Genomic DNA, 17,318 nt, shown 5'->3' with positions numbered 1-17,318 from the left:
TTAACACTGTTATATGATGGTTTTTTACGGTTATTTTTTATGAAAGGCTTTCTTGATAGTCATTATAGCTAAATTGACGTTGAAGTGTTAGGGTACCATCAAGTTCTTTAATAACAATAGCAGGCATTGTAACGCCATTAAACCAATTCTTTTTAACCATTGTATAGCCCGCAGCATCCTGAAAAGACAGTTTGTCACCTATTTTAAGAGGTTGAGGAAATTGAAATGTTCCAAAAATGTCACCAGCAAGGCAAGATTTCCCGCAAACCATAATTTCGTGTGGTCCTTTATTTGGTTCTAATTTAGCATTTTCACGATAAATTAAAAGATCAAGCATATGCGCTTCAATTGAGCTATCAACAATAGCGAGGTTTTTTTCATTATATAATGTATCCAAAACACTTACTTCGAGTGTCGTGCTTTTTGTGATAGCGGCTTCTCCTGGCTCTAGAAAAATAGTGACATCATAGGTCTTTGAAAAATGTTTTAAGCGTTCTGCAAAAGTCTCTAGAGGATAATTCTCAGCTGTAAAATGAATTCCACCACCAAGGCTTATCCAATCAACTGCAACGAAAAGTTCTGCAAATTTTTCTTCCATGTGATTCAGCATTTGGTTGAAAAGATTAAAATCAGCATTTTCGCAATTGTTGTGGATCATCAAACCGTTTATGAGAGGCAGAACTTCTTTAATAGCGCTTTTATTGGTTTCTCCTAAACGGCTAAAAGGGCGTGAAGGATTTGCGAGATCAAAATTGGATGCACTGATTCCTGGATTTAATCTTAGACCTCGTTGAATGGTTTTTGTTGCATTAGCAAAACGTTGAAGTTGTTGGATGGAGTTAAAAATAATTTTATCTGCATAGCTACAGGCCTCATCAATTTCATGATCTGCCCAAGCAACTGAATAAGCGTGGGTTTCTTTACCAAATTTTTCTCTTCCTAAACGCAGTTCATAAAGAGATGATGATGTTGTTCCATCCATGAACTCAGACATGAAATCAAAAACACCCCATGTGGCAAAACATTTCAAAGCAAGCAAAGTTTTCGCTCCAGACATTGCGCGTAAGCGGGAGATAATTTCCATATTTTTTATAAGCTTCGATTTATCTATAAGATAATAGGGAGTTCTTGTCATTGTTTATCCATTCTCTTTTGAAGGATCTTATTCTTAAGATTCACGTTTAGTACGAAGAGAAACAGAATGTCTCAAGAAAAAGGAATCTTAAAAGAAAAATCTGCTTCTGTTTAGCATGAGAGAGACTTTCTGTAACTGCGTTTTGTTTTTGTTATTTTAAGATTTGCGTTATGTGTATAAACAAAAAATTATATTATATTTTAGTTTTTGTATTGGTTGGCAGTTTTTTCATTATAACAATCGATATTCTTGATTGGGTACAAAATAAGAGTAATGTTGAAGCCAAAGTCGTTCCTCAAGCTTTTACTCAAGAGAGTTTGGTGCCTTTGATTTTTACGGGTCGTAGAGAGCTTAATGGTTTTAAGGGTTATCATAATTATCGGCCTGGTTATCGTAAATATAGAGATAATTGGTGGTATCCTAAAGCAGCTTTTGTTACATTACCACATCTAAACACAAAACGTGCGTCGTTAAAAGTTGTGTCAGATGCGAAAAAGGTACTTTTCCTCTCTTCTTTAGAGAAAATGGAGACGTGGATGCTTAAACAACATATTGAAGCTTGTCGTGCGCGTTATCGTTCTTATAATAAAAATGATAATAGTTATCAGCCCTTTCATGGACCTCGGAAGCAGTGTTTTTCGCGTTTTTTAAAAGGATAGAGATTATCAAGTTGTAGAAAAATTTCTGTTAAACCTTGTCATGCTCGTTATCATTTATCGTTTCTGGAATAAAGAGAGAATTGGTGTGCTATGTCGTTTTTCGTACAAAAGTTATTTTTTAAAAATTTTAAATGCTTTTAAGTTTTGTTAAATCTTATTATCCTTAAGTGCAGGATAAGAGGGTAACAATATAAATTTTATTTTTTAGATAACAAAATACTAAGGGAAATATGGAGCTTAAAGAATGACAACACGGGAAGCAATGTTGATGTTGCTCGTTTTGCTTCCCTTTGGTGGAAGTGCTGTTATTGGTTTTTTTCGTTCGACAGCAAAAAATAATGAAGCTTGGTTTGCTGGGGTTATTGCACTTTTCACTCTTGTTTTTACAATTATGCTTTATCCAGCGGTTTACGGAAATCGTGTAGTGCGTTTAGATATTTCTTGGCTTTCAGAGTGGGGTGTTGATTTTATCCTCCGTCTAGATGGACTATCATGGCTTTTTTGCTTGCTCATTACAGGAATTGGACTGCTTGTTGTTGTCTATGCGCGTTATTATATGGATCCGGCGGATTCTGTACCACGTTTTTTTTCTTTTTTTCTGGCCTTTATGGGATCAATGACGGGAATAGTCTTATCAGGCAATCTTGTCTTTTTGGTTATTTTCTGGGAACTCACCAGTATTTTTTCTTTTTTGTTGATCGGTTATTGGTATCATAATGCGAGTGCGCGTGAAGGGGCACGTATGGCTTTAACGATCACAGGTTTTGGTGGCTTTGCCCTGTTTATTGGGGTTTTATTGATTGGACACGTTATTGGTAGTTTTGATTTGGATAAGGTGCTGCAGTCTGGGGATTTGATCCGATCCAGTTCTCTTTATAGTCCTATCCTCATTTGTATTTTGCTGGGAGCATTAACAAAAAGCGCGCAATTCCCCTTTCATTTTTGGTTACCCAATGCGATGGCTGCTCCAACGCCCGTATCGTCTTATTTGCATTCAGCAACAATGGTAAAAGCAGGGTTGTTTTTACTTGTTCGTTTATGGCCAGTTCTTTCAGGAACAGAATCTTGGTTTTGGCTAGTTGGTTTTTCAGGACTCTCAACATTGCTGCTTGGTGCTTATTTTTCCATGTTTCAGCAAGATTTGAAAGGGCTTCTTGCTTACTCAACTATTAGCCATCTTGGATTGATTACTACGCTTTTGAGCCTTGATAGCCCACTTGCATGTGTTGCTGCGATCTTTCATATGGCCAATCATGCTACTTTTAAAGCTTCTTTGTTTATGGCTGCTGGCATTATTGATCACGAAACGGGAACACGTGATATGCGTAAGTTGACAGGGCTTTATCGTTCTATGCCTATTACAGCAACTCTGGCTTTAGTGGCAAGTGCAGCGATGGCTGGCGTTCCTTTGTTGAATGGCTTTTTATCAAAAGAGATGTTCTTTGCTGAAGCGGTTGAAACGCATATGGAATCATGGCTCGATTGGATTGCACCTTATGTAGCAACGTTGGCGAGCCTGTTTAGTGTCACCTACTCTATACGTTTTATTCATGGTGTCTTTTTAGGGCAAAACCCCGTTAATTTACCCAAAGTTCCCCATGAACCACCGCATTTTATGCGTTTACCAATGGAACTTTTAGTATTTATTTGTTTGGCAGTTGGTGTCTTGCCTAATTTAACGATCGGGCCTATTTTGGATAATGCGGTTGTCTCTGTTTTAGGGGCGATGACAATCCCTTATAGTTTAGCTGTTTGGCATGGCTTTAATACTCCATTAATGATGAGTTTGGTAGCTTTATTAGGAGGTGCATTGCTCTATGTTGTTGGGCGTCGTTATTTTTTATCCTGTGATGATGGGCCTCCTTTTTTTCGTCACTTGAAAGGTCCCCGTATTTTTGAACGCGTTCTCGTAATTATTTCTTGGAAATGGGCACGTGCTGTGGAATCTGTTTTGTCAACACGTCGTTTGCAACCACAGTTGCACTGGATTTTTTTACTATGTTTTGCATTTGTTGGTCTTTTGCTTTGGTATAGTGATTTCATTTCAGCGGGTTCGTTACCGCTTTTTCCGCTTGATATTCCTTTTCTTGCTCTTTGGTTGATTGGTGGATTATGTGCGCTTTTAGTTGCTTGGCAAGCAAAATTTCACCGCCTTGCGTCACTCATGCTATTGGGAGGAGCCGGACTGATGACTTGTGCGACCTTTTTATGGCTTTCTGCACCGGATTTGGCCATAACACAATTGGTTGTTGAAGTGGTGACTGCCGTCTTATTACTGCTTGGTTTGCGGTGGTTGCCTAAGCGTTTGCATAATCCTGCTCCGACGTCTTTTCGTTTTTTTGTGTGCTTGCGTCGTCTTCGTGATTTCGTCATAGCACTTGTGGGAGGTTCTGGTGTAGCTTGGCTCTCCTTTGCAGTGATGACACGCCCTCAAGGTACAACAGTTTCTGATTTTTTCCTGAAAAATGCTTACAGCGATGCTGGTGGTTGCAATGTTGTGAATGTGTTGTTGGTTGATTTTCGTGGTTTTGATACCATGGGAGAAATTGTGGTTTTGGGTGTTGTTTCCCTCACTGTTTTTGCCCTTTTACGACGGTTTCGTCCTGCTCCTGAAAGCATTGATGCGCCTTTTCAACAACGTATTCAGAAAGCTTTTGATATGGCACAGCCCGATCGGAATGTAGGGGATACAGTATTGAATTATCTAACTATTCCTGCTGTTATTATGGGCTGGCTCTTTTCGGTTATTATCGCTTTTTCGGTTTATTTATTTATGCGAGGACATGATCTCCCAGGGGGCGGGTTTGTCGGTGGTATGACTTTAGCGATAGGTTTTATTTTGCAATATCTTGCGCGTGATATTCGTTGGGTAGAAAGTCGTTTGAGGGTTTTGCCTTTGCGTTGGATGGGCTTTGGCTTGTTATTGTCAGTTGTAACAGGGATGGGTTCTTGGTTTTTTGGGTATCCTTTTTTAACCTCCTTTTTTCAATATACACATCTCTCGTTGATTGGAAACATTCCCATAGCATCTGCTTTTTTGTTTGATTTTGGCGTGTTTTCTCTTGTTTTGGGAGCAACTGTACTCATTTTAATTGCACTTGCACATCAGTCAATTCGGAGTTACCGAATCGGTAAGAAACCTATTTTGAACAAAAAGGAAAATTAATGGAAATTGTTCTTTCTTTAGGCATCGGTGTTCTTGTGGGATCAGGCATTTGGCTTGTTTTACGTCCACGAACTTTTCAAGTCATTCTTGGTTTATCTCTGATCTCTTATGGTGTCAATCTTTTTATGTTTTCAATGAGCAGACCACGTAGCAATGCTGCACCCATTGTTGATCCTTCTACCGTTATAAATCCAGAGAATTACGTTGATCCTCTTCCGCAGGCTTTGGTTTTAACGGCAATTGTGATTGGTTTTGCAACGACAGCTTTATTTTTGGTTATTCTTCTGGTTTCACGCGGATTAACAGGTTCAGACCACGTTGATGGACGTGAGGTGCAGTAATGGGAGCCTTTGTGCATCATCTTCTTATTTTGCCTATTCTTTTACCGTTAATCACTGGAGCACTCCTTCTTTTTTATGATGAACGTCGTGCAAAACTTAAATCATTCATAAGTCTTTTTTCTTCGGCACTGTTGGTTGTTATTGCTGTTTTATTGATTATACGTGCTCTTGAAGTTGCACCGGTTTCAGATGTTTATCGGCTTGGCAATTGGCCTTCTCCATTCGCCATTGTCTTAGTCGTTGATCGCTTAAGCGCTATGATGCTTTTACTTTCCAGTTTAGTGGTGACGAGTGCGTTGGTTTTTGCACATGCTCATTGGTACAAAGCTGGTCCTCATTTTCAATCGCTGATGCAATTTTTTATGGTCGGAATAAATGGTGCTTTTTTGACCGGTGATTTGTTCAATTTATTTGTGTTTTTTGAAGTGATGTTAACCGCTTCTTATGGACTTGCGTTGCATGGTTCTGGTCAGTTACGTGTGCGTACGGGGTTGCATTATGTTGTCGTTAATCTTGTCGCTTCGTTATTTTTTTTAGTCGGTACGGCACTCATTTATGGAATCGTTGGCACCCTAAATATGGCTGATTTAGCTGTAAAAATAAAACATATAGCTTCGACGGATATTGTTTTATTTGAAATAGGTATTGTGCTTTTGGGTATTGCCTTTTTGCTTAAAGCGGGTATGTGGCCGCTTAATTTTTGGTTGATGCCAACTTATAGTGCGGCAGCAGCGCCTGTTGCAGCTTCTTTTGCACTTTTAAGTAAGGTGGGTATTTATGTTATTTTACGTTTAATGTTGCTATGGTTTGGTCCTGAAAGCGGACATTTTAGCCATTTTGGTCATATGGTTTTATTTTATGGTGGGCTTGCCACCATGGTTTTTGGTTTTATTGGGATCTTGGCTAGCCAAGTTTTGGCTCGTTTGGCAGCTTATAGTGTTCTTGTCTCTTCTGGTACATTGTTGACAGCAATTGGGATAGGGAATACAGAACTGATAGCAGGCGCACTCTTTTATATTATTTCTTCAACTTTAGCACTTGGCGCTTTTTTTCTTCTGGTGGAATTGGTGGAACGCTGTCAAGATGTCGCTGCGAATGTTTTGACGGTTACAATGGAAGTGTATGGTGATGATGAAGAGGAGGAAGAAGATGAAGTTGGTAACTATTTGCCGGTAACTTTGGCAATTCTTGGGGCTTGTTTTGGTATCTGTGCTATTTTAATTATTGGGCTACCGCCTTTTTCTGGTTTTGTTGCTAAATTTATGATGTTCATGGCAATCTTAAATCACGGGAAGGAGGAGGTGTCTGTTTCTCTACCGGTTTACTATGATTGGCTTTTTATGATTTTTGTCACCTTATCTGGTTTTGCAGCTTTGATTGCTCTGACACGAACTGGTATTCGAACTTTTTGGATTTCTCTTGAAGGGAGGGTTCCGCGTGTGCAGGCGATTGAACTTGCTCCTATTGCTATTCTCCTTGCTTTGTGCTTCCTTATAACAATTGTCGCTGCTCCTGTGAGCTATTATATGTCTGAGACAGCAAAGACTTTGTATAATCCTCAAAACTATATTGAGAGTGTTTTAGATGATTTTTCTCTAAAAAATAGGGAAATTAATCGATGAACTATTTTTGTCCCTTCCCTTTTTTAAGTGTGGTAATTGTTTTTATGTGGTTGACGCTAAATGGTTTTAATTTAGGCCAATTGCTTTTAGGCATTATAATTGCTTTGTTCAGTGGTTGGATGATGCGGTTTCTTGAACTGGAAAGGATCGCTGTTAAAAGTTGGCGGGCAATGTTTCGTCTCATTTTTCGCGTATTCATCGATTCTGTAATTTCAAGTTTTTCGGTGGCTTGCTTTGTTTTGACAAAAAGATCTCAAAAGCAGCTGTCTGGTTTTATTGTGGTGCCTCTTTTACTTGAGAGTCGTACGGCTTTGGCTATTTTAGCATGTATTCTTGCAGTAACTCCAGGAACCGTTTGGATTGCTTATAATAGAAAAAATAGTGAACTTTTACTTCATATTTTAGACTTTAAAAACGGATATAATTACCAAAAGTTGATCAAACAACGATATGAGCAATTGCTTTTGGAGATTTTCTGATGAGTATGATGATCCTTTATTGGGGGATTTCTCTTTCACAGTTTTTTTTAAGTTTAGCAATGATTCTCGCGTTGTTTCGCTTGATTCGTGGACCACGAGCGCAAGATCGGATAGTAGGCTTAGATGCTGTTTATATAACTACTATTCTTTTGTTTCTTACTTTTGATATTCGTTCAGGGACAACCATTTATTTTGTTGCTGCTCTCATTATTGGGTTGTTGGGTCCGGTTTCAAGTATTGCTTTAGCAAAATTTTTAATGCGGGGAGAAATTATTGAATGAAGGATGAGATATCGCTTGTTGCGGCTATTGCTGTTACAGTTTTTTTAATATTAGGATCTGGTCTCACATTGATTGGGATGATAGGGTTAGTCCGTCTTTCAAGTTTTTATAAGCGTTTGCATATGCTTTCATTAAGTACAAGTTGGGGCGCTGGCAGTATTCTTATCTCATCATTTCTTTATTCAATGTTTGTGGATCATAATTTTGTGTTTCATGAAATATTATTGATGATTTTTTTACTCTTAACAATACCGGTGGCTTCCATGTTGGTATCACAAGCAGCGGCTTATCGCGACCACTCAGAAAAAACAATAAAAAAAACCGCTGGCTCTTTTATCACGTCAGACGAAAGAACAAATGCTCACGTTAGAAGAAAGAGCATACGATAAAAGCCAGCGCGATTTTTGATATGCAATCGTTTTTATTTATTCTGTGCCTTGTTCTTCTACACAGTTAATGGGCTTTTCCTCATTCGGATCATTCATGAGATCATAAAATGTGGCTTCGTTTTTTTGTGTCCACCAGATATATGGCCCTCCTACATATTTCGCTCCTGAAGCAGCAATGACATTGGAACCGATCATGCGCTTCCCTTTCCATTTCAGATCAACGAGCGAAATAGTACCAGCATTATGATAGGTTGCTTCAAAACGCTCTTTACTTGTTCCCATATCACATTGATAAGCAATGGTTTGAATTGTTGGTTCTGGATCATCTGGGACCTCAATGACTAAAGAGCTTGCGAAAGCGCTGGTTAAGCCGAGGAGTGATAAACTTAAAGTGGTGAGAAATTGTACGGTAAAAGAAGTTTTTTTCATGATATTTCCTTCGTTATCTAGAATAATAATATTGATTCATCCTTACAGAGGATAGGTTTTTTCTTTTCTGGGTCATGGGCAAGATCATAAAGTGTGATTTCATTGTTAGTCTCCCACCAGATATAATTGGCTCCTGCATATTTTGTTCCGGTGGAAGAGATGACATTCGCAGCAATGACACGATCACCTTGCCATTTGAAATCAACCAATGAAATATTATCAGCTTTGAGATAAGTTGCTTCAACACGCTCTTTACTTATTCCTGTATCACATTGATAGGTAATGATCTTTGTTGTTGGTTCTGGATTGTCTGGTACCTCAAAGCTTAAAGAACCGGCCAAGGCATTATCTGAGCTAAAGAGTGATAGACTTGAAGCGGCCAAAAATCCTAAAATATGTAGAGTTTTTTTCATAATGCTTCCCTATATTGCATATTACGCAGAAGAATAATTTGACTGATGCGATGGTGTCTACGGCAGGATTCGAACCTGCGACCCCAGGATTCATACCACTTCGACTTTCATCGCCAGCTTTAAAAACTGTTCGTGGTCTGGACTGTCTCTTCACCGTAAAGCTTATGCTTTTTAGGTGCTGCCCGTTCAGTCTCTACACCTTTCTCTCCTTTGAAGAGAGACTTGGTTCGGGATTGGCATATAGTCTCCTATGAAGCTTTCCCCGAATTTGAGCAGATCCACTTTGAGGATTTCTCCTTAAGGCGCCCAATTTCTTTAGGAATCCTGTGCTCTATCCTACTGAGCTACGCAGACATCATCATGCTTATTCCTTTAATAGAACTATAAAAACGAATCAATTATATTCCATATGAATTAACGAATTTCTGCTAATTTCTGTTCCAAAAAGGTCAAAATTGTGTTTGATGAAATATTTTTTGCAATAAATGATTGTCCAAGTCCACGTGTTAAAATAAAAGTTAGGTTGTTTTGCGAAACTTTTTTATCTTGAGCAATGAGAGTCATCAGCGTTTCAGCATCTGGTAGTGTGCCCGGGATATCTTTTAGTTGTGTAGGCAATCCTACTGCTTTAAAGTGAGTTTCAATACGATGTGTGAGTGTAGAGTTTATTAAATTCAGTTGAGCAGAGAGTTGGTGGGCTAGAATCATTCCAATTGCTACAGCTTCCCCATGGATTAAACGGTTTGAGTCATAAATAGTTGCTGTTTCAAGCATATGTCCAAATGTATGACCAAGGTTTAAGAGTGCACGTTCCCCTGTTTCGTGTTCATCCCGTGCTACAATATCGGCTTTAAATTGGCATGAACGGATAATGGCTTCTGTTCGTATTGAGCCATTGGAAAAAACTTTTTGCCCGTTTTTTTCAAGCCATTCAAAGAAATCAGGCTGGTTAATGAGACCATATTTGACCATTTCTGCATAACCGGCGCGAAACTCTCGCAATGGCAGTGTATCAAGGAGACAAGTATCAGAAATAACACATCGTGGTTGATAAAAAGTACCAATAAGATTTTTGCCATATTGACTATTGATTCCAGTTTTTCCACCAACAGAGGAGTCAATTTGTGCAAGTAACGTTGTGGGCATTTGAATGAAATTCATACCGCGCCGTATGATGCTTGCAGCAAATCCTCCTAAGTCACCAATGACACCACCACCAAAAGCAATAACACAGTCGCCTCTTTCTAAACGTGTAGCGAGAATTTTATCTATAACAGTTTGCAAAGTTGAAAATGATTTTGACTGTTCTCCTGCTTCGACAACAATTGGAACCGTATGAATTTTATTTTTTGTTAATTCTGCCTCTAATGTATCCAAATGGAGGGATGCAATATTCGCATCTGTAATAAGTGCCACACGCATTTGATGAAAATCTTTTTGGTGAAGAGAATGCTTAATCTGTGAAGCTGCTTGTGTAATAAGATCTGGGCCAATGATGATATCGTAACAGTGTTTATCCAGTTTAACAGTAACGGTTTTGGCATGCATGCTTATTATTCCTATCGTTGTTATTTTCTGTATCGAAGTAGTGCTTTACAGATCGTATGACATTTTTTGCTATGGTATGGGGGCTTTCTTTATGAATTTTAATTGTTAAATTTGCCTTTGCATAGAGAGGATAACGCTGTGCTATGAGCTGTTCCATGGTTGCTTTCGGGTTTTCTGTTTGAAGGAGAGGGCGCGTTGAGTTCTTTGAGACACGTTCCATGAGGATATCAAGATCAACGTTGAGCCAAATAGATATTCCATTTTGATGAATGGCTTTTCGGATATCTGGATTTGTGTAGGCACCACCGCCTGTTGCCAAAACAAGAGGACTTTTTTTTATGAGGTTTAAGACAACACGCTGTTCAAGAGCACGGAATTCAGGCTCACCATAAATTTTAAAGAGTTCAGTGATGGTCATTTTTGAAGCTTTTTCAATTTCCTCATCGGAATCATAAAAGGGTAAACGGAGCATTGTGGCAACGCGTTTTCCGATTACTGATTTGCCTGCACCCATCATACCAACGAATGCAAGTGCTCGTTTATCAAGAGACGATAAGAGTTGATTTTTTATCTGTGGCATTGGGAGATGTTTAGGCCGATTATTTTTCATGATTTTATTTCGGCATTTATCTGCTTTAAAGTCAATTCTTATTAATCTTTGTAAGGTATGATAAATGGAGCATTGGGGGAGAGTTTATTGTCTTATGCCAACATTGACCAGATTTTTAATGATTCTTTTTATTTCACTTGTTATTCTTTTCAGTATAATGACTGCTCTTGTCGTTTTTGTTAAACCAGTAACTGTGGATATGTATGTTGATGTCCCTTTGGATTCATCGGACCTTTCTTTGAAATCGAATCAATGAAATGAAAAGTGATACTGTGATAGATCGTTTTCTTGAGATGATGAGTGCTGAGCGAGGAGCTTCTGCACACACGCTTGCAGCTTATCAGCATGATTTGCAGTGGGCACAAGACGAATTATCTTCGCACTCTGTTTCACTTTTTTCAGCGCAAAAAGAAGATTTAATTGGTCTTTTGTCGCTTATGCACACTCTTAGTTTTGCGGCGTCTTCGCAAGCGCGCCGTTTATCAACTTTGCGTCAGTTTTATCAATTTCTTTATGCAGAGGGGTTGCGAGAAGATGATCCTTCCCATGATATTGATGCTCCTCGTCAGGGGCGTTCTTTGCCGAAAATCATCGGTGAAGATGACGTGATAAAATTGCTTGATTTGGCGCAGTTAGAAGTGAATCAAGCAGATTATGGGTCAAAGGATCATTTTCGTGCATTGCGTCTTCAATTGTTGACTGAAATGCTTTACGCAACAGGACTACGTATTAGTGAGTTAGTGAGTCTTCCAGTGCAGGCTGTCCGGGGGAAAGAGTATAGTATCTTGGTTCGCGGTAAGGGCAAAAAAGAACGAATGGTCCTCTTATCAAAAAAAGCATGCCAAGTACTTGCACAGTGGTTAGATTTGCGAAATCAAGGAAAGGATGCAGCAAGTCTTTATCTTTTTCCTGCACGTTCAGAGACAGGGTATATTGCTCGACAAGTTGTTGCACGGGAGTTGAAAAGTCTTGCCAGAAGAGCAGGAATAAAAAGTAGTAGATTTTCTCCTCATGTGTTGCGTCATGCTTTTGCTAGTCATCTTTTGCAAAATGGTGCTGATTTGCGTGCAGTTCAGCATTTGTTAGGTCATTCTGATATTGCTACCACTCAGATTTATACACATGTGTTGGAAGCAGGTCTTTATCGTTTAGTTAACGAGCATCATCCGCTTGCCGATGAGAAAAAGGCTGGGTAAAGAAAAGGTGATGTTTTTGAAAAATACTTTATAAAGCGAATTACTAGGGGTATAACTTCCACCAAATAAGTTGGGTACAATGTATAATTATCTTGATTTTGAAAAACCGGTCGCTGATCTCGATGGGAAAATTCTCGAATTGAAGCAGATTTCTCAGGAAAAAGGCAGTCTTGATATGAGCGACGAGATTGCGCGTCTTGAAATGCGTTCCAAAACGGCGTTGCACGATATTTATAAAAAATTATCGCCTTGGCAAAAAACACAAGTGGCTCGCCATCCTGATCGTCCCCATTTTATGGACTATGCTGCGCGACTGTTGAGTGATGTTACACCTTTGGCAGGAGATCGTAAATTTGCTGAAGATCAAGCTATTCAAGCGGGGTTTGCACGTTTTAAGGGTGAAGCAGTTGCATACATAGGTCAAGAAAAAGGTCACGATATGCCAACACGTTTACGCTATAACTTTGGCTCTGCACGTCCGGAAGGCTATCGCAAAGCTGTGCGCATCATGGAAATGGCAGATCGTTTTGGTTTGCCACTCCTCACTTTTGTTGATACAGCAGGCGCTTATCCTGGTGTGAGTGCTGAAGAACGTGGTCAAGCAGAAGCAATTGCCCAGTCAACGGCAGCAACTTTGCGTTTAAAAGTTCCTGTTGTTTCGGTTGTTCTTGGAGAAGGCGGTTCAGGTGGGGCAATAGCAATTGCTGCAGCTAACAAAGTTTATATGCTAGAACATGCGATTTACTCTGTTATTTCTCCAGAAGGGGCTGCTTCTATTTTATGGCGTGACCCAACTCGTGCGAAAGATGCTGCAATGAATCTGCGTATTACTGCTCAAGATTTGTATCAGTTAAAGATTATTGATGGCATTATTCCTGAACCTTTAGGAGGCGCACATAGAGGCAAGGAGACTGTGATTGATGAAACGGGCGATGTTATTTCTGCTGCTTTAGAGTCTATGGCTGGTAAAGATGGTGAAGCTATTAGAAAAGACCGTTGGGAAAAATATCTTCAAATTGGTAGATCTTTAGCATAAATCATTTTTTGTGAGGGGATAGATTGGAGTTTTATTCGATGATATTCAACAAGTTCCTCGCGGTTTTTTTTGCTGTTGGAATATTGACGGCATGTGAAGGAAGATTGCCAGCTTCTATCCGTGCTAAAGTTGAGCAGCCACTACCTCAAGAAATCCAAAATAGAATGGTTTTGCATAATATAAATCCATATGCGCCGATTATGATGCGATTTTTTAAGGAAGAAAATGTTGCTGAAATTTGGAAACAGTCTCGTTCAGGGCCTTTTGTGTTAGTGGCGCGCTATGGAATTTGCAAATGGTCTGGTCAGCTTGGACCTAAATATAAAGAAGGCGATCTTCAGACGCCGGAAGGTTTTTATACTATTAGCGCAAACCAAATGAATCCTTATTCGAAATATTATCTTTCTTTTAATATAGGATTTCCAAACCTTTATGATCAAGCGCATGGTCGCACAGGAAGCAATCTTATGGTACACGGTTCTTGTTTTTCCGCTGGTTGTTATTCCATGAGTGATAAAAATATGGCACAGATTTATGCTTTTGCACGGGATGCATTTAGAGGTGGACAAAAAGAATTTCAATTGCAAGCTTTTCCTTTTCGCATGACTGATGCGACTATGGCACGCTATAGCTCTCACCCTCATTATAAATTCTGGGTTATGCTTAAGGAAGGTTATGATTTCTTTGAGAAAAATCGTACGCCCCCAACAGTTGACGTTTATGAAAAACGTTACGTTTTCAATCGTGTTACTGATAAAACTTCAGTTGCTCTAGCACCATAAGTATTATTTTATCATAAAATGAACTTCTCTTTATTTTTTTCAGAATGTTTTGTGTCTTTATTGATAATGCTTTAAAGTTTAAAATTTAAAATATTGTCTTTCAGTATAATGGCTATAAGGTGTATTTACCCATATAAAATACCATGTCATCTCTATCTGAGGTTTGTTTTTTTTTGCATCAACCAAGTGAAAAACTGTGTAGTTGAATGGAATATTTTCAGGGCGATTTGTCTGTAGAAAACCTATGAAATGAATCACATAAGTGAGTTAGTAGGTACAAAATATTCAAGAAAAATAAATCTTATTACAGATTGATGGGTGGGTAAAATCATAATCTTTTAGGGCTTTAGGACGAAGAGGAAATGAAAATGGTGTATGAGCGCTTGTGATGAAGAATCATAGAGCGTATTCAAAAGGCGGAAGTATTGTTCATCAATGACTTTTCTGCTTTGAAGATTAGAGAAAAAATTAGAATTTTATTCCTGGAATAATCAGGGGATTATCCAAGATGGCGGTTTTGTCTGCAGTATCTATTGCTGGTTTGTTTAAAAAGGCATCGAAGAGTTTTTGTATTTCTTCTTTTTCAACACCATCAGCAATAATAGTAAAACGCGTTTTTATTGTTCCTTTTGGCCATCCTGGAAGTCTTATTGGTGGATGGAAAAATGTCTGTACACTGTGTAATACAAGTGGGCGCTGTGGGTCATCACACAAGGCAATAATTGCTTTAATACGTAATAATTTCGCGCCATAAAGATTTTTTAAAAGGTCTAAAAAAGCTTCAATAGTCGCGTAATCCATAGGCTCTTCACAGTCTAATGAAAAGGCGCGAATGGTCCCGTGATGGGCATGATCGTTGTGGGAAAGGGAGCACAGTTGTTGAAGTTGTGTATTTTTTTCTTTTTCATCCCATAATATTTTACTTATTAATGCACTTGAAGTCCACTTATCAGAATGGACATCGATGATTTGCGCTGTAGGGTTAATTGTTTTGAGTGTATTGAGAAGCGTATTTGAAAGCGTTTTGGGATCAATAAGGTCTGTTTTTGTGAGGATTATTTTGTCAGCAAGTGCCAATTGTTTGTGTATTTCAGGATAGCGTTCGAGTATGGAAAGTGTGTTTAATGTATCACATGTTGCAAGAACAGTCTCGATAGGCAATGTTTGAATTAAGAGTGGGTGGCTTAGAAGAGTTTGTAAAATAGGGGCTGGATCAGCCATCCCTGTTGTTTCGATGATAATGTGATTGAGTTGTTTGAGTTCTCCCATTTGCATGCGTTGACTTAAATCTATTAATGTATCAATAAGATCACTACGCAAATTGCAGCATATGCAACCATTTGCAAGTTCGATAATTCCTTCCGTTGTTTTTTCAACAAGAAGATGGTCAATGCTTACTTCACCGAATTCATTGATTATAACAGCACACTTAGCCAAAAAAGGATCACGTAGCATACGGTTAAGCAAAGTTGTTTTGCCAGAGCCTAAAAAGCCAGTAATAAGTGTAAGAGGAATGCGCTTTGTTTTCATGCTTATCATCAATCTTGGTTTACGACCCTTTTAGAGGGCGCTTTACTTGTTTTTGTACGGAATGTGGTTTTTTTAGCGGTTTTTTTAATTTTACCTGTCTGTGGTGTGCTAATAAGTCGTACTGGTAAAGGAAGAATAGCAGGAGGTGTGGTAGTGATAAAAGGTGAAATGAGAATAATATTTCCTTGATCGTCAAAAGAATTTGCCTGCATTTTAAAGGCTTCAGGTGTGCATGTTTGTTGTCTCATGTTCGTTGCTTGCGCCATTTTTGTGCCATAGGGTTTAAGGGTTGCTAATGTTATTAATTGAGACGTACCTTTATGAAAAAAACCTGTTTCTAGTAGTTGGGCAGCTTTTTCTTCTCTTTCACTTACATTATTAGCTCCTAAAATGACAGCAATGATTGTGCGTTTATTGCGGGTGGCCGAGGCAACAAGATTAAAGCCAGAAGCACAAATAAAGCCTGTTTTCATACCATCTATTCCATTAAAACGACCAATGAGGTTGTTTGAATTAAACTGGATTTTTTGTTTGTTACCAAAATCAATGGCGGGGATAGAAAAATAATGAGCATATTGAGGAAATTCACGACGAATTTGAACTGCTAGAAGAGCAATATCGCGCGCTGTGGAGTAATTTTGTGTGTTTGGTAATCCACTTGCGTTGGCAAAATGCGTTCCAAACATTCCTAAACGTTGCGCTTCAGCATTCATTTGTTGTACAAAAGCCTTTTGTGATCCAGCAACTGCTTCACTCATGGCAATGGCCAAATCATTGGTGGATTTAACCATGGTGATTTTGAGGGCTGTATCAAGTGTGAGAACGGAACCAGCTTTGTAGCCTGAACGATATGCGGGAGCTTTTGCTGCATATTCGCTGATGGTGATGTGTTTATTGGGTGAGATTTCCCCTCGGCTCATGGCACGAAAAATGACATAAGCGGTCATTAACTTTGTTAAAGAAGCAGGATACCAACGCTCAAAAGCTTTATGATGCTCTAAGATACGTCCCGTCGTAACATCAACAGATATAAAAGGTTGTGCCAGAGAAAGCGTGCTTGTCAAACTAAAAATAAAAAACAAAAATAGGTGAATGAAGAGTCGTTGCATTAATTTTAAATTCAATACTTTCTTATTCGTGATTTAGAACTGCCTTAGTGTAAGTACACAAAGTTTTTATCTATGATCATGATATAGACGGTCGATGGTTAATACTGTGTTAGTTTTTCTTCTTGGATAAAACAGTATCACTCTTTATTTTTACCCCTTAAATTTACCTTTGTGTTTTGCAAAAGTTCTCTCGAGTAAGATCATTATTCAACAATGGATAGTGCACAATATCTCATCTTTTCGTTATTATACTGCTCATGGAACTGCATTTCATGAAGAATAATATACCATTGTGCTGCTTATCCAGGTGTTTGCTTTAAAGAGATATCTTATTTTGCTCTCCACTCCATCTCTTAGCAAAAAGCCGTGAATAGTATAACATGAAGCGTATTGCACATCATAATTATTGTTTTTATGAAGGTGCAGATTAGCGTCGCATTATTCACAAGCTCCCAATGTTGCGACCATCCTTAATTATTTTTAAACTTTTAATAAGAGGTATCTTGGCTTCTATTCAAATGTTTTTTGTTGATATGCTGCTCTCTTTTGTCACGTGCAGGCGAACGATTTTTTTGATGATTCATCATAAAGGG

General features: G+C 38.6%; 15 protein-coding genes and 2 pseudogenes. 10 read left to right on the top strand and 7 right to left on the bottom strand.

The window, feature by feature from the left end; translation table 11 throughout:
* Positions 1 to 37 precede the first annotated feature (37 nt).
* The gene (locus tag HNQ69_RS03840; RefSeq protein WP_183228762.1) at positions 38 to 1,135 is read right to left on the bottom strand and encodes a carboxynorspermidine decarboxylase; all 1,098 of its coding nucleotides are present in this window, start codon (positions 1,133 to 1,135) and stop codon (positions 38 to 40) included.
* Between the two features lie 170 nt (positions 1,136 to 1,305).
* Here HNQ69_RS03840 and HNQ69_RS03835 point away from each other — a divergent pair, with 170 nt between their 5' ends.
* The 7 genes and pseudogenes from HNQ69_RS03835 (at position 1,306) to mnhG (ending at position 8,091) form a co-directional block, all read left to right on the top strand.
* A complete protein-coding gene (locus tag HNQ69_RS03835; protein ID WP_183228761.1) occupies positions 1,306 to 1,794 on the top strand; it encodes a BA14K family protein in 489 nt (162 codons plus the stop codon).
* Positions 1,795 to 2,038: 244 nt separating this feature from the next.
* Positions 2,039 to 4,960, top strand: a complete 2,922-nt coding sequence (locus HNQ69_RS03830) for a monovalent cation/H+ antiporter subunit A (protein ID WP_183228760.1) — start codon at positions 2,039 to 2,041, stop codon at positions 4,958 to 4,960.
* Positions 4,960 to 5,301 carry a Na+/H+ antiporter subunit C gene (locus HNQ69_RS03825; protein WP_183228759.1) on the top strand — a complete coding sequence of 114 codons (342 nt, stop codon included), beginning with the start codon at positions 4,960 to 4,962 and terminating at the stop codon, positions 5,299 to 5,301. The genes HNQ69_RS03830 and HNQ69_RS03825 overlap by 1 nt, the downstream gene beginning before the upstream one ends.
* Positions 5,301 to 6,923 carry a monovalent cation/H+ antiporter subunit D gene (locus HNQ69_RS03820; protein ID WP_183228758.1) on the top strand — a complete coding sequence of 541 codons (1,623 nt, stop codon included), beginning with the start codon at positions 5,301 to 5,303 and terminating at the stop codon, positions 6,921 to 6,923. The genes HNQ69_RS03825 and HNQ69_RS03820 overlap by 1 nt, the downstream gene beginning before the upstream one ends.
* Entirely contained in the window at positions 6,920 to 7,402 is a 483-nt protein-coding gene (locus tag HNQ69_RS03815) for a Na+/H+ antiporter subunit E (RefSeq protein ID WP_183228757.1), read from the top strand. The genes HNQ69_RS03820 and HNQ69_RS03815 overlap by 4 nt, the downstream gene beginning before the upstream one ends.
* Positions 7,402 to 7,683 (top strand): K+/H+ antiporter subunit F, encoded by a 282-nt coding sequence (locus HNQ69_RS03810; protein WP_183228756.1) that lies wholly within the window; start codon positions 7,402 to 7,404, stop codon positions 7,681 to 7,683. The genes HNQ69_RS03815 and HNQ69_RS03810 overlap by 1 nt, the downstream gene beginning before the upstream one ends.
* Positions 7,680 to 8,091 (top strand): annotated as a pseudogene (gene mnhG / locus HNQ69_RS03805) (monovalent cation/H(+) antiporter subunit G). Before HNQ69_RS03810 ends, mnhG begins: the two are co-directional and overlap by 4 nt.
* A gap of 17 nt (positions 8,092 to 8,108) precedes the next feature.
* Here mnhG and HNQ69_RS03800 read toward each other — a convergent pair.
* The 4 genes from HNQ69_RS03800 to HNQ69_RS03785 form a co-directional block, all read right to left on the bottom strand.
* Positions 8,109 to 8,501 carry an MliC family protein gene (locus HNQ69_RS03800; protein ID WP_183228755.1) on the bottom strand — a complete coding sequence of 131 codons (393 nt, stop codon included), beginning with the start codon at positions 8,499 to 8,501 and terminating at the stop codon, positions 8,109 to 8,111.
* Between the two features lie 17 nt (positions 8,502 to 8,518).
* Positions 8,519 to 8,914, bottom strand: coding sequence for an MliC family protein (locus HNQ69_RS03795; RefSeq protein ID WP_183228754.1), 396 nt, complete (start codon positions 8,912 to 8,914; stop codon positions 8,519 to 8,521).
* Between the two features lie 414 nt (positions 8,915 to 9,328).
* Positions 9,329 to 10,462 carry a 3-dehydroquinate synthase gene (gene aroB / locus HNQ69_RS03790; RefSeq protein ID WP_183228753.1) on the bottom strand — a complete coding sequence of 378 codons (1,134 nt, stop codon included), beginning with the start codon at positions 10,460 to 10,462 and terminating at the stop codon, positions 9,329 to 9,331.
* On the bottom strand, positions 10,437 to 11,072 hold the full coding sequence (locus HNQ69_RS03785) for a shikimate kinase (protein ID WP_183228752.1): 636 nt from the start codon (positions 11,070 to 11,072) through the stop codon (positions 10,437 to 10,439). The genes aroB and HNQ69_RS03785 overlap by 26 nt, the downstream gene beginning before the upstream one ends.
* A gap of 257 nt (positions 11,073 to 11,329) precedes the next feature.
* On the opposite strand from HNQ69_RS03785, the gene HNQ69_RS03780 reads away from it, so the two are divergent.
* The 3 genes from HNQ69_RS03780 (at position 11,330) to HNQ69_RS03770 (ending at position 14,086) form a co-directional block, all read left to right on the top strand.
* Positions 11,330 to 12,268, top strand: coding sequence for a site-specific tyrosine recombinase XerD (locus HNQ69_RS03780; RefSeq protein WP_183228751.1), 939 nt, complete (start codon positions 11,330 to 11,332; stop codon positions 12,266 to 12,268).
* Between the two features lie 79 nt (positions 12,269 to 12,347).
* Positions 12,348 to 13,304 (top strand): acetyl-CoA carboxylase carboxyltransferase subunit alpha, encoded by a 957-nt coding sequence (locus HNQ69_RS03775; RefSeq protein WP_183228750.1) that lies wholly within the window; start codon positions 12,348 to 12,350, stop codon positions 13,302 to 13,304.
* A 38-nt stretch (positions 13,305 to 13,342) separates the two neighbouring features.
* Positions 13,343 to 14,086 carry a L,D-transpeptidase family protein gene (locus tag HNQ69_RS03770; RefSeq protein WP_183228749.1) on the top strand — a complete coding sequence of 248 codons (744 nt, stop codon included), beginning with the start codon at positions 13,343 to 13,345 and terminating at the stop codon, positions 14,084 to 14,086.
* Between the two features lie 468 nt (positions 14,087 to 14,554).
* Here HNQ69_RS03770 and HNQ69_RS03765 read toward each other — a convergent pair whose 3' ends face one another.
* Complete coding sequence (locus HNQ69_RS03765) at positions 14,555 to 15,616, bottom strand: CobW family GTP-binding protein (protein WP_183228748.1); 1,062 nt, start codon at positions 15,614 to 15,616, stop codon at positions 14,555 to 14,557.
* Positions 15,617 to 15,635: 19 nt separating this feature from the next.
* Positions 15,636 to 16,725, bottom strand: a pseudogene (locus tag HNQ69_RS03760) (D-alanyl-D-alanine carboxypeptidase family protein).
* Positions 16,726 to 17,318 lie beyond the last annotated feature (593 nt).

This window comes from Bartonella callosciuri, assembly GCF_014203215.1.
Classification (GTDB): domain Bacteria; phylum Pseudomonadota; class Alphaproteobacteria; order Rhizobiales; family Rhizobiaceae; genus Bartonella; species Bartonella callosciuri.
The sequence above is the reverse complement of the archived record's forward strand: the minus strand, read 5'-3'. Positions and strand labels throughout refer to the sequence as shown.